The sequence below is a fragment of the Kitasatospora sp. NPDC101157 genome (genome assembly GCF_044768255.1).
Taxonomy (GTDB): Bacteria; Actinomycetota; Actinomycetes; order Streptomycetales; family Streptomycetaceae; genus Kitasatospora.
This window is the reverse complement of the sequence record NZ_JBIWPL010000059.1, coordinates 1-12,540: the sequence shown is the minus strand read 5'-3', so window position 1 is coordinate 12,540 and position 12,540 is coordinate 1. Positions and strand designations below refer to the sequence as shown.

General features: G+C 68.8%; 10 protein-coding genes. 2 read left to right on the top strand and 8 right to left on the bottom strand.

The window, feature by feature from the left end; translation table 11 throughout:
• Positions 1-770: 770 nt before the first annotated feature.
• The gene (locus tag ACIRVF_RS42685) at positions 771-1,049 is read left to right on the top strand and encodes a hypothetical protein (RefSeq protein WP_392905770.1); all 279 of its coding nucleotides are present in this window, start codon (positions 771-773) and stop codon (positions 1,047-1,049) included.
• A 74-nt stretch (positions 1,050-1,123) separates the two neighbouring features.
• Here ACIRVF_RS42685 and ACIRVF_RS42680 read toward each other — a convergent pair whose 3' ends face one another.
• Positions 1,124-2,734 (bottom strand): replication-relaxation family protein, encoded by a 1,611-nt coding sequence (locus ACIRVF_RS42680; RefSeq protein WP_402830576.1) that lies wholly within the window; start codon positions 2,732-2,734, stop codon positions 1,124-1,126.
• Between the two features lie 713 nt (positions 2,735-3,447).
• Here ACIRVF_RS42680 and ACIRVF_RS42675 point away from each other — a divergent pair.
• Entirely contained in the window at positions 3,448-4,299 is an 852-nt protein-coding gene (locus ACIRVF_RS42675) for a replication-relaxation family protein (protein ID WP_402830573.1), read from the top strand.
• 52 nt (positions 4,300-4,351) lie between these two features.
• On the opposite strand, the gene ACIRVF_RS42670 is transcribed toward ACIRVF_RS42675, so the two are convergent.
• The 7 genes from ACIRVF_RS42670 to ACIRVF_RS42640 all read right to left on the bottom strand — a co-directional run bounded on the left by ACIRVF_RS42670 (position 4,352) and on the right by ACIRVF_RS42640 (position 12,356).
• On the bottom strand, positions 4,352-6,298 hold the full coding sequence (locus ACIRVF_RS42670) for a DUF3732 domain-containing protein (protein WP_402830571.1): 1,947 nt from the start codon (positions 6,296-6,298) through the stop codon (positions 4,352-4,354).
• The gene (locus ACIRVF_RS42665; RefSeq protein ID WP_402830568.1) at positions 6,295-6,786 is read right to left on the bottom strand and encodes a three component ABC system middle component; all 492 of its coding nucleotides are present in this window, start codon (positions 6,784-6,786) and stop codon (positions 6,295-6,297) included. The genes ACIRVF_RS42670 and ACIRVF_RS42665 overlap by 4 nt, the downstream gene beginning before the upstream one ends.
• Complete coding sequence (locus tag ACIRVF_RS42660) at positions 6,783-7,994, bottom strand: ABC-three component system protein (protein ID WP_402830565.1); 1,212 nt, start codon at positions 7,992-7,994, stop codon at positions 6,783-6,785. The genes ACIRVF_RS42665 and ACIRVF_RS42660 overlap by 4 nt, the downstream gene beginning before the upstream one ends.
• Before the next feature lie 790 nt (positions 7,995-8,784).
• Positions 8,785-9,045 (bottom strand): hypothetical protein, encoded by a 261-nt coding sequence (locus ACIRVF_RS42655; RefSeq protein WP_402830563.1) that lies wholly within the window; start codon positions 9,043-9,045, stop codon positions 8,785-8,787.
• Positions 9,046-9,231: 186 nt separating this feature from the next.
• Complete coding sequence (locus tag ACIRVF_RS42650) at positions 9,232-9,447, bottom strand: hypothetical protein (protein WP_402830560.1); 216 nt, start codon at positions 9,445-9,447, stop codon at positions 9,232-9,234.
• Between the two features lie 402 nt (positions 9,448-9,849).
• Positions 9,850-11,082: a DNA sulfur modification protein DndB gene (locus tag ACIRVF_RS42645; RefSeq protein WP_402830557.1), complete on the bottom strand. Its 1,233-nt coding sequence runs from the start codon at positions 11,080-11,082 to the stop codon at positions 9,850-9,852.
• A gap of 419 nt (positions 11,083-11,501) precedes the next feature.
• Entirely contained in the window at positions 11,502-12,356 is an 855-nt protein-coding gene (locus ACIRVF_RS42640) for an IS630 family transposase (protein WP_402830581.1), read from the bottom strand.
• Between the last annotated feature and the right edge of the window lie 184 nt (positions 12,357-12,540).

Genomic DNA, 12,540 nt, shown 5'->3' with positions numbered 1-12,540 from the left:
GTTGAACGCCTTCGAGATCGCCTTCGACGGCCGTCTCTCCGCTGGCCGTCGTTAACTCAACCCAACCGAGTTACACCGTTCGCTGGACAGACCCTCCGGGATGAGATGGGCGGGGCAGGGAACCGGCAGCGGCTGCATCAAAGGATGATGTCAGAAGGGGGGACTCCGTCCCGTCCAGCGACACAGCGGTCGGGCTTTGCTGCCGGGCCACCAGATGACTGAGAGCCGCAAGTCCAGGTGGTGGCGGCTCAAACGAGCGCCGGATCATCCCTCGCGCACATGGCGACCGTCCTCCGGGCCCCGGTCCTGGGTGCGGGCCCGTCGTACTGGCCCAAGGAGCCATAGAGATCCGTAACGCAGGAGGGCGGGCCGGTATTCGGTGTGGGCCCTGGCGGCCACCCACCCCCCCCCGCCGTCCCGCCGGCTCGGTCCCGGGGGCCGGCGGCCGGCGGCCGCGGGGAACAGCCGCCATCCGGCTCCAACCGACGACGTCGACCACGTGCACCGACCCAAGCGACCCGCACCGACGCCATCGGTACCGGACGGCGTGCAGCACGCGCTCCTGCCACCACGGGTCATCCGAAGCGGAAACCAGCACGGCCACCAGCTCGCGCTTGGTCGGCGCGGACAGCATCAGCGAACCCAGGCCCTCGGGTGAACGGCGTCCGCCACGCGCCGTAGACGCCAGTTCCCACGGTGGAAGAGCGATGGGATGGGCAGCGGCTCCAGCCACTCCCGGTGGGAGCCCACCTACAAGATGGGAGAGCGCAGTGATCGCGCGCATCATGGGCGAGGGCCAATGGAAGCTGGCCGACTCGCACTTCACCGAACTGAACATGCTCGACGACGAGCTGTTAGAAGAGATGGAGAGCGGCGACGAAGCTGGCTTCCGCAGGAGTCTTGGCGCCCTACTCGACGCCGTACGCCGCCTGGGCACTCCCCTGCCCGACGACGCGCTGGAGCCCTCCGAGCTGATCCTGCCCGCACCCGACGCGACCATGGACGAGGTCAAAGACATGCTCAGCGACGACGGCCTCATCCCCGGCTGACCAGCCAGACTCCGCCTGGCCCCAGCGTTCGGGGCCAGGCCCACCAGACACGGGCCAGCCCGCACCCCGCCGGGTCACACCCGGCGGCCCCTCGCCGGGTAGAGCTTCGCGTGCAGTAGCCGGTCCTCCCACCACGGGTCATCCGGGGTGGAGACCAGCGCGGCCACCTGCTCGCGCTTGGTCGGGGCGGGCAGCACCAGCGGGCCCAAGTCCTTGACGGCGCGGGCCTGTACGCAGTCGGGGCACTCCAGCCGGTCCGGCCTGGCCCTCTCCGGCAGCTCCAGCTCCGAGCCCTCCTTGCCCCCGATCGAGCCCCGGGACGTCCAGCACGGGCGCAGCGCGGCGTTGGCTGTGCGGGCGGCCTCCAGCTGGGCCTGGACCTTGGCCTCTTGCTCCTTCTGCTGCCGCTGCTGGTGCTTCTCGTGGTAGGGCCAGCAGCGGCCACCCGGGCGGCGGGTCCACTCCACCTGTCGTCCGTCGGGGCCGTACTCCCAGGTGCTCTCCTCCTCGGGAACCTCGCCGCAGTCGATGCAGACCAGGGAGTCCATCAGCTCCTGGTGCACCTGGTGCTCCTCGTCCTCGCGGGCGGCCTGGCGCAGGTCGTAGGCGGCCCGGTTGTTCGGGTTCTCCAGCGCCTCGATGAGGCAGTGCCAGCCCGCGCGGCCAAAGCGCCACCACACCGGCCCCAGCGGCCCGCGGGCGGCCAGCAGTTCCAGGGTGGTCGCGACGATGGGCACGGCGTCGTCGTACTCGCGCCAGCCGTCGTCGTTGTCGTCGCGCACCTCCCTGCACCCCCGGCCGCGCCAGCAGCCGGCGGACAGGTCCGCCACGGCCTGCTGCCGATTGGCCAGCGCGAGGGGTCCGGCGTCGGTGACGACCAGCGCGACCGGCGGGTAGCCGGGCCGGGTGTGCCCGGGCCAGGCCCGGCGCCACCAGTGCACCGTGCGGTCGGCCGGCTCCCGGTCGGCGAGAGCCGGGTCGTTGTCGCGGACCCTGGTGCGGAACAGCTCGCGGTAGCGGGGGAACTTCGCGGCGACGTCGGCCGGGGCCATGGTGGAGCGGTCGACCTCGACCATCAGCACCGGCACCCCGATCTCCGGGGCCTGCCACACGCCGTCCGGGCGCACCTTGCGCCTGCCACCCGGCAGCAGGAACTCGGTCTCGGTCGACCAGGACCACACGGTGCCGACCCCGCCCGCGGCGCCGGGCGCGGTGCCGCCCCGTACGAAGGCGAGCACGGTCTCGTTGACCGCCATCGCGTGCTGGGCACCGGAGCGGCCGGCACCCCGGGCCGTTCCGCCCATCTCCGAGCGGACCATCCCGAGCACCACGGCGGCGGCGTCCAACCCGGCCGCGCCCTCCAGCCGCCACGTCTTGTGCCGGTCCCGGGTGTTGCCGTCGGAGGCGACCAGGCCGTGCAGCGCGAGATCGCGCAACGCCTGCCGGACCGCCTTGTTCGACGCCGCACCCGGGCGCAGCAGGCGCTGGAGCTGGTCGGCGGTGGCGACCTTGAGGACGCCGAGCGCGCCGAGGACGTCCGCGCGCAAGCTCGTGGTCGAGCCGTTCGGGTTGGCGGCGCCGCGCCGGTACGCGGTCCGTCCCGGCCGGGTCGGCTCGGCGGGTTCAACGGCGTCGGCCTGGTCGTCCCGGTCGTCGGGCCTGGCGAGGCCCTGACGGTGGCTCACGGATGTCTCCGGGTGGTCGTGGTCGGCTGTTGCCTCTCCGGGATATCCGGCCGCTACGACAGCGGCCAAGCCCGTTGTCGGCCCTCGTGCCGCGCCCTCTCCAACCACCTCTCTCCGGCCCCCCGCCGCCACCCCCAGACCAGCGAGCGACCGGCACCAGCCGGACGCGAGAAAAGGAAAGGCCCACCGCAGGTGCAACAACCCGAACCGACCAACCGACAACGCCACAACCACAAACCAAAACCAAAAGCAGAAAGACGGGAGAAGAGGGTTGTCAGAATGCGGTGGCGGCCCGGATTCGGGCGCTGAGCTGGGCGTATTCGCTTCTCGGGCGCGAGGTGGCCGGTAGGGGCAGCGGAGGGGGAAACGGCAGGGGGAACGGAAGCGGTCCGGCAAACTCGCCAGGGCCACCAAGGTATCGGTGAGTTTCCTTGATAGTCCATCAAGGAAACTCACCGGGGCACCTTGATGGCCATCTAAGCAGGTCAGAAACGTGCTGGGCGGGCCGACGAGGGCCCCGAGGTTGGGACCGGTTGGCGGACGGGATTACGGACCGCATTTCGGACCGGCTAGAACGCGGGATACCTTGATGGCGGGAGTTATCAAATCGTTATGGAAGACCAACGTTGGTGGCAAGAAATCCGGTGAGTTTCGTGGGGTTCCATTCTCCGAGCACGGGATAAGCCCGCGCTTCGGACTGAGGGAGCACATTCGTGCACGGGGATCTGGAGACCGACCACGACGTTCTGGTCACGCTTCACCGCTTCACGCTGGCGACCGCCGAGCAGCTCCACCAGCTGCACGGCGGCGCAGCCGGGATCAAGCAGACCCAGAAGCGCATGGCCCGCCTGCACACCGAGGGCCTGGCCGAGTTCGTGACCCTGCCGCAGGCCGGCCGGGCGAAGGCCTGGCACCTCACCGCGGCCGGCTCCGCCGTCGCCGCCACCTTCCCCGAGGCCCGCTGCCCGGCCGCCGTGCCGGAGGCCGAGCAGCTCGCCGTGAGGCACGGGCGCGAGCACCTGCTCGACATCGGGCGGATCCACGCTGCCTTCGTCGCCGACGCCCGCACCCGCGGCGAGGCCTGCGGCCCGCTCGACCTCCTCCCCGCCCCGGAGCTGCCGGTCGAGGGCAGCGGTGCGTACCAGCCCGCCGCCGAGCTCGCCTACACCGCAGGGATCGGCGAGGAGCGGCACCGGCTGCGGGCGTTCGTCGAACGGCACCGCCCCGGGGTCGGCGCCGAGGAGACCGCGGCGCAGCTGGCGGCCTGCGCCGCCCTGTGGGAGCAGTCGGGCCCGGGCGGCCGGGGTCGGGCGTGGGAGCGGCGCTGGCGGTCCTTCCCGCGGCTGCTGGTGGTCCTGGTCGGCACGGCCGCCGCCGGGGTGCGCGGCGCGGTGGCGGACCTGCGGCTGGCCGCCGAGGAGAACCCGGCCGTCGCCGAGCTGCTGGCCGCCGTCCCGGCCGGCGCCGCCCGGATCGAGGACCTGGTCCAGCGCGGCCCGGCCGCCCCCATCTGGCACCCGCTCAGCGCGCAGGGCGGGCGGGCGTGCGGGTGGACGGAACTGTAGGAGACGAGCAGGAGCCGCTGGGTGGCCCGCTATGGCAAGCGGAACCGTTGGATCACCGGTCTGGGATCTCTTCTGTGATCCAGGAATCGGGTACGAGTGCCTTCCCGTTGCTGCGTCGCCACCGGTCGCGAACCGCGCTGCGGAACGGCTCGTCGTCCAGGTCGGCATGCTCCATCACGATGACCTGGAGGGCCCCGTCGAGGGCGTCGATGGTCCGTTGGATGGTCTGGTAGAAGTTCAGCAGGGAGGCGCGGTCCTGTCCCACAAGCACGCTGTCGTCGGTGGCGTCTTCGGGGAAGTACACCTGGGAAGGCTGGTCGAGGATGAGGAAGCGGGGCACCGGGTTGTCCCGCTCGCAGAACCACTCGTGCAGGCTTAGCAGCGTGGCAACGTGGTAACCCATCCAGTTCTCACCGCCGCCCATGTCGGATAGGCGTTCCGGCCCGCGGCGAGTGTCAGCCACCACAGTCAGAGCGCGCGGGTCCAGACGAATGGGCGACTCACTGTGTTCCAGTTCCAGTGCTACTGCCTTGTCCTTGATCTTCTGGTTGATCAGGGAGATGTAGCTGCTGAGCCGGTCGTCGCGTGCACCGACGCCGATCTCATCTTCGAGTTCGGCGATCTTTCCGGTGAGCTCGTCGCGGCGGTCGATGACCTGGGGAACGTGAACGTGGCGGGACGCGGTCTCCAGGAAGAGGCTGATGCGGCCTTGGACAATTGCCGCGCGCCGGGAGGTATCTGGGTGGTCTTGGACGGCGCGCTGGCCAGCGGTGAGGGTGTCCAGCTGATCCTGGTTGCGAGCCAGGGCCTCGCGGAGCTCCTGCAGGGTGCGTTCTTCGGCCGCGATAAGGGCGTTAATTTCGGGGGTGTCATTGCCGATGACGGTCATCTCGGCATCTAGTCGGGCGAGGTCGCGGGTGATGACATCGACGGCTTGACTGACGTGGGGGGTGGGGTTGTCACACACTGGGCAGCGCGCCTCGTCGCCGGTAGGACCAAGCAGGCCGAGGGTGGCGAGGCGGGCGTGCTGCTCGGTGGCCTGGCCGAGGAAATCGTCGTTCTCCTGGACGGCCCGCTTGAGGTTGGTGATCCCAGCACGGGTACGGGCGAACTGTGCGCGAAGCGCACGGCGATCCTCTATCAGCAGGGCGACCGGATCGTCCCCTGTCTCCGGAAGGTGGCCGGGTGCGGTGACGTCCGCGGCCCGGCTCAGGTGGTCGATGGCCGTCTCAGTTGACATCTGCTCGGTGGGCAGCGGTTCCAACAGGCCAGCCTCAACGGCTTCGGTCAACAGCGCCAAGGCCTGGCCGGAGGCGGCCGACAGGCTGTGGACCGCGGCAAGCTGGGCCTCCATGTCGGCCAGTTCCCGGCGCAGCAGCCGCAGTCGGTGTTCGCGCAAGGCCTGCTCAGGGTCCATGGCGCCGAGGAAGTAGGGGATCACCGCCCGGATCGTGGCGGAGCGGAAGTCCTGGCCCTGGGAGTGGAAGAGCAGGTCGGGGTTGGCGATCTCGTTCTGCTTCTGCAGGCAGAAGAAGAGGGCGTGACGGATGGAGGGCGGGATCGGACTGGTACTGCGTACGGCGGGGATGCGGGTAGTGCGGTCGATACCGGCGAACTCCGACAGCTGGCCCTTGGCGATGTCGAGTGGGGTGGAGAATTTGATCTGCGCGTACGGAAGCGGCGGGTCGCCGAAAGCCTGGGCGGTCACGCAGAGGTTGGCCGTCGTCGCGGCCTTCCCAGTGGGGGCGGGGCGGGCGACGAACAGCTGCTGCTGGTCCTTGACCAGGGTGACGGCGAAGACGTGGACGAAGTTGCGTAGCGCTGCGCCCTTGATGACGTAGTCGGTGCTGGCGAGGCAGTAGTCAACGATGTTGAGCAGGGCGCTCTTTCCTCGCCGTGAGTCGCCGGTGATGATGTTGAGCTTGCCAGTCTCGAGGGGGACGGTGCGGATCTGGCCGTCGTTGTTGTAGATCGAGATGGCGCTGATCTGGAAGGTCACGGCCGAACTCCTAGCAGGGTCATGACGGTGCTGAGGCTGCCTGTGCTGGGTAGCCAGCGGCCAAGCATGTGAGATGCCTTCTGAATGGCGACGACCTCCGGTGTGCTGCCGGTGGGCGCCTTGGGCAACGCCTTGAGACGCATGCTGAGATGCCCGTCGTCTCCGTATGCCAGAAGGCGGGTCTGTAGCGCTAACAGGAGACCGGGCCGGACCACTGCGGCAAGCACGGTGGCGTTCTGCGCCATGGCCGCCTTGACAGACTTGTTCTCCTCCAACCAACGGGTCAGACCGCTCCCAGTGGTCTTCGGCAGAAGCTGGCGGATGGAGGGCTGAAGCGCCATGACCGAGGACAGCACGGCCACCGCAGGCGGGCATGACCTGCCGTACTGCTCCTGGTGGCCCTGAACGGCCCGAGTGGTGAGCACTGCGGTGAATGCCGGGTTATACAGGGCCCGCTCCTCGCGGCTGAACTCTGCGAAGTCGGTCACGCCTGTACCACCCCCGCCGGCTCCAGCACGGCCATGAGCCGGGAAAGAAAGTCGATGTGCCAGCCGATGCGCAGGTCATCAGCAAGGATATGGAAGGAGCCCTTGGAGACGAACGGCTCGTCGCAGTCGGGGCGGATGGGGCGTCGTGCTTCCTTCGTCACCCACCGGTAGACCGCTTTGGCCGCGGCCACCTTCTCGGCCTCCGCTGCCTTGGGACCGAGTTCGCCTTCCATGTCAGCGAACAGGTCCTCCCACTCTTCGACAAGTCGGCGCTCGTAGCGGCCGATCTCGCCGGTGAGCAGCAGGTTGTCGTGAGACCAGCGGGACCGTTGGGTGAAGGCGCGGATGTAGTCACGCACCGCGATCCTGACCTGCGCGTCACCGGCGTTGATCAGCCCCAACTGGCGGACGAAGGTCATGCCCGTGTACTCGGAGGGGTCGGGTTCGAGGGAGGCGATGTCCTCGTCGATCGGGAGGTTGCCAGGGCGGAACTGGTCACGCAAATCAGTGAAGACCTGGTCGAACTCCTCGCCGGTGACCGCGTCCATGTCCTCTGTCCGCAGTTGCCGGATGGTGCGCTGGTAGAACCAGCCCTCCAGGCGTTGCAGGAACGGCTGGGCATATCGGTGACCGACTGCTGGCACGACTCTCTCCAGCAGCAGGGCCTCCATGGCGTCCACATCGGGGGCATTGCCGATGACCTGCACCCGGGCGAGCATGGCGCGCCGCTTCTCGGCGTCGAGCTTGTCGAACTCCTCGTAGGCCTTGCTGTTGTCCTTGCTCTTGGAGGCCTTCCGGGCCGCCTCCAGCGCCTGCAGCGCACGTTCCTCGTCCCTGACTCCCGAGACTGCAGGCTGCAACATGAAGCCAGCGGAGCCAGGTGATAGCTCGGCAGTTGTAAGCAGCAACAGATCGGTCTCCTCCAACTCGACAAGCTTGGAGGAGACCGCATGCGCCCAGATCCGCAGCGTCTTCCACAGGTCCGTGCTGGAGTCCGACATCCTGGTGCCCGGCGCGCGATGCTTGAGCTGGTAGTAGACCCGACCGCCTTCGACGACCTCCTCAACGTCGTCGCCTGCCTCGATCGCGATCCCCCACTCCAGCCCCCGGACGTGACGTTCGAGGCAGGCATGGAGAGCCTTGCGCAGCTGGTACACATAGCCGACCGCGGAGGCCGATGCCTCGAACGGAGCCGTCTTGTCTGCCATGTGCCCCCCAGCAGCATCTCTTCGGGTGGCGACGATCTTTTCACAGGAGGGACATCTCCCGTCACCCTCAGGACGAGCTCTTCGAGGTCCAGCCGCACCCGCCACACTCGGCGCAACGCGGCCCTGCTAGCCGATCTGGTCATCGTCGCCGTGCCCAGGCCGGGCAGGCGGGCTCGTGCCAAGTGGTCCGGACGACCAGGCCGCCCTGAGTGAGGTGCTCGCTGGACCAGGTCCGGCAGCACCCGCCCGGCGGGACCGGGGCCGGCAGCCGGGCAGTGCGGACGGACGGCGGCGGCGGCGGGCCCGGGTGGGAGTCGTCATGCCGAAGGCTCTGCCCGCCCGACCACGGCGCCGAACCCGGCCGCCACCCGAATGCATCACGCCGGGGCGAAACTCACCGCCCCTGACCTGCGGCCGGGAGTTTCCGGCCGGGGGCGGCCGTGCCCCGGGCGGGCAAACTCACCGGCGGCCCCGGGGCAAAACTCACCGCCCCGAGGCGAAACTCCCCAGTGCAGGTCAGCGGGGGTGCCAAACTCCCCAGTGCAGGTCAGCGGCCTGTGCCCGGGGACAGGCCGGGTCAGGACCGGCGCCACCAGGAGCTGGTGCGCTTCGCCTCGGCAGCTGCGGGTTCGGCGGCGGCCCGCTCGCGCTCGGCGGCCGCCCCCGCCGTAGCGGCCGAACTCGTCGACCAGGTCCGCCAACACGGGGCCGCTGCCCCGGCCGGGCCAGGGGCGGCGGCCATCCGGCGCGGACCGGAGCGGCGGGCTGACCGGCGTGTCCATGACCCGGATCACCCGCTGGTACGGGGGAGCACCCAGCCGGGCGCGAGGCTGCCAAGGTCCCGCGCGATGGCCAGGCGCAGCAGTGTGAGGGCGTCGGTGGGGTTGGCAGAGAGCAGGGGGAGGTTGTCGGCGGCGTCGGCGACGGGGTGGCCGTTGATGAGGGCGATCCAGGAGGTGTTGTCGTCGTAGACCTCGGTCCAGCCGATGAGCCGGCCACCGGCCACCCGCGAAGCGGCCGGCGCCGTCCACGCCCGCCTGCTCGCCGCCATCGAGGACGCCCCGCCCGGCCGGTAGCCGCCACGATGCCCCAGCCCTGTCCCAGCCCCCCGCGGAGCACTCCACACCTGGCGAAACAGGGTGGGACAGTCTTAGCTAGGGCCGTCCCAGATCCGTCCCAGCAAAACGCCCGAAACAGACACTCGGGCAGCGGCCTGGGGCGGGACGGCCAGGGCCGCTCAGATCTGCCGGTCCGGGTCGGAGAAGGTCAGCCCGCCGGGCGAGAGGCGGCGGCGGGCCGGGGCGGGTACGGCCACGGTCTCGCCGGGCGGCTGGCGGAAGTCGGCGCCCTGCTCGACCGGCAGCAGCCGGCGCCCGCCGGACTGGGCGGGCAGGGGCGCGTCGGTGGCTGCCTCGGAGAAGGCGGGCACCGCGAGGGGTCGGCGGTCAGTCATGATCACCAGTCTCGCAGCCCGGACGCGCCGGGTAGGCCAAACCGCTATCACTGGTGCAGCGGTTTGGCCCTGGCCAGCAGAACAGAACAGCACCCGGCCAGCTCGCGGCCGCCGGCGCCGTACACGTCCCCCTGCTCGCCGCCATCGAGGACGCGCACCCGACCGGTAGTCCGGAGACCCCACCCTTCTCGGGTCCGCTTTACGGCCGTAAAACGGATCGACACCGCTGCGCCAGGCCACGGGCTTGTAACTACTGGTGTGCGTCAGACCGGCTGTGCCTCGGGGTCGCGGGTGCACAGATGCGCGGTGGGGCAGGCCGGGCAGCCGCGGACGTCGACCAGGTCCGCAACGGCGTCGAAGAGCTCCTGGGCGCGTTCGACGGGGCCGCCGCCCCCGGCAGCGCTACAAGGTGGCGGGCGCCTCCTCGTACCAGCTGACGATGATCTTCGTCAGGGCTACCAGGTTCTGGGTACGCATGATGGGTGCCTTGGCGTCCGGCTCGAAGTGCTCTTTCGCTGTCGTGGTGCGCCACACGGAGTCCTCATCCACCGGGGCAGCCATGTGACGGTCTAGCTTCTCGAAGAACGCCTTGATGCCGTCCTGACCGACCCCGGCTTCGCTCAGCTCTCGGTAGACGCCGCCGAGAACGCGGAGCATGCCGACTGAACCAAGCATGGACGTGGCGCGGACGGTGATCGGGTCGACCTCGCCATTGGTCATGCGCGCAAGGTCAGTGAACGATTCCGAGATGGCGTCCAGAAATCCAGTGACGGCATCGATGACCTCGGCGTCGCTTACCTCACTTTCGACCCGCTTGCTGATGCGGCCACCGGGGCCGACCACGACGGCGCGCGTCAGGTCTGCGACATGCTTCGCACCGATGAAGTGGGGGTTCTTCGAGGTCATACGGTCCTGCTCGGGATCGACGCGGCCCAGGAGCATCTCGTGGCGAATGACTTGGTCGAGCGTTCGGTTTGCAACCCTGTATCCGTCGAATCGGGCGCGCACGGCCGCGGACATGCCCTTGGCGTTGTCGGCGACGTCTACGAACATCTGCCGCGCCTTCACGAAGTCCCGCTCCACATAGACGGAGAGGCCAACGAACTCTTCGTTGAGGCGCTTCATCTGCGAGATCAGCGCGTCGCGCTCCGCCGTCAACTTCGCGGTCCTGCCTTCGCTGATGCGCTTACGCAGGTCGCGGTTGATGTCGTTGAGACTGCGGGAAATGCGTTCCTGCTCGAGGTGGACGCCAAGTACACGGTGCTGACCGTCGATGATGCTGAGGCACTCAACAGTGCCGATCACCCACGGCACCTCCAGGTAGCCGACGCGCCCTCCGGAGCCCTCGATGGGGCTGAAGTCGCAGACTCCGCCATCGCGGGCGAGAAGTGCCGGCGCCACCCAGTCCGGTTTGTTGTGCAGGTACTGCCCGAACCCTCGCGCGTGCGTACGGTCCACCCGGCGGTTGTCCTCATCCGGCCGGTCAGGGTCGGGCACCGGAAGGATGACCGGCAGGTCCGCGAGCGGCACCTGGAGGTTGTAGACCTCACGGCCGCCCTGGGTGCTGCGGATGGCCAGGTAGGTGCTCGTACGTGTCACGCCGCGAAGGCGGGACGCATCGATCTCAAGAGTCACGGCATGAACCTCTCAGTCCGACAGCGCCCGGTCCCGTCTCGGTGGCTGTAGACGCTAGCCTCGGACTGGCTGGTCGTCAAAATAAGTTCTTACCTTGGCCCATGAAGAACTTATTACGCTCTATCTGTCGGTAGCTGCTTCAAACTAGCGATAGCATCACCTGCCAGCAGACCTCCATGGAGCGTCTGCCCCGGGGGTAGGTGATGGATCTCCTTGCCGCCACACCCAGCGGATTCGGATCGGTTGATCGGAGCGGTAGTGCGCAGGGAGCAGCCCATCGTTCCGGTAGTCCTGTCGGAGGTTGAGCATGGCGAGGTCCTGGCCGAGGAAATTTTGCCGGTCGGGGCCAAGGGCGCGGTGCCGCAGCAGGCTCCCGTTGCGCTCTTAGTGGTCCGTGTTGGAAGTCCTTCGGGGGTTGATCACGCGGTGAGGTGGAACGAGGATTCTTCCTGGTGATCGGCGGTGTGCCGGTCGAGCCTGGCCAGCAGATCGTCCAGGTCGGAGGTGGTGAACTTCCACTGGAACGGCTGTGCCGTGGCGTTGTAGCGGTCTTCGAATGCTCGGAGCCGATCCCCGACCTGGGCAAGGTCGGTGAAGTCGTTGGGTGTGACGACCTTGCGCTGCACGACGGAGAAGTAGATCTCCACCTGGTTCAGCCAGGGTGCGTGGATCGGGGTGTGGACCATGACGGCGTTCGGGAAGGCGGCGGCCAGGCGGGCTGCGGCCTTCGCGCCGCGGTGGGAGGAGCCGTTGTCGACGATCCAGAACACGCGTTTGGCGGTGGCGTAGGGTTCCTGGCTCATGACCTGGGTGACCAGGTTCATGAACGGGTCGATACCGGTTCGTGGTTCGGTGCGGCCGAACACCTTCGCGTGGTGGACGTCGTAGGCGGCCAGGTAGGCCAGGGCGCCGCCGCGTCCGTAGGTGTGGTTCACGCGCATCGCGCGGGCCTTTCCCGGGGCGAGGGTGGGATGGCAGCGGCAGCGGGCTTGGATGGAGGTCTTCTCGTCCGCGCTGATGACGTATTCGTCCTCGCCCAGCACGACGCCGTCGAACATGCGGGCGTACAGGTCCAGGACGCGTTCGGCCGTGGGGCGGAAGCCGGGGTCGGTGATGAAGATCCAGGAGTGGTGCTGCCAGGGCTTGAGCGCGTCCTCGCGCAGCCAGCGGCGCACGGTGGAGGCCGACACGAACGCGGCGATCCCCCTGTCCATGGCCTCGCGGGCCAGCTCTGAGGTTCCCCCGAGATGCGGAGGATGGTGACAGTGGTTCAGATGTGTCTCATGAGAGGACCCGAGACCATGGCTGCCCCGAAGAAGTCCTCCTCGTGGCGGCCGATGGGCCCGGCGATGTCAACGAGCGGCTTAGAAGTCATCTCATTTGGAAGGTCTGCAGTGGCCGATGAAAGGGGACGGCGCTGGCGAACCTGATCTCGTGTGTGAGGATCAGGCCAGGTGC

Excerpts from the sequence above, each read along its gene's own strand:
- ACIRVF_RS42660 (WP_402830565.1), bottom strand. The coding sequence starts at position 7,994 with ATGGCAGACAAGACGGCTCCGTTCGAGGCATCGGCCTCCGCGGTCGGC.
- ACIRVF_RS42650 (WP_402830560.1), bottom strand. The coding sequence starts at position 9,447 with ATGACTGACCGCCGACCCCTCGCGGTGCCCGCCTTCTCCGAGGCAGCC.
- ACIRVF_RS42655 (WP_402830563.1), bottom strand. The coding sequence starts at position 9,045 with ATGGCGGCGAGCAGGCGGGCGTGGACGGCGCCGGCCGCTTCGCGGGTG.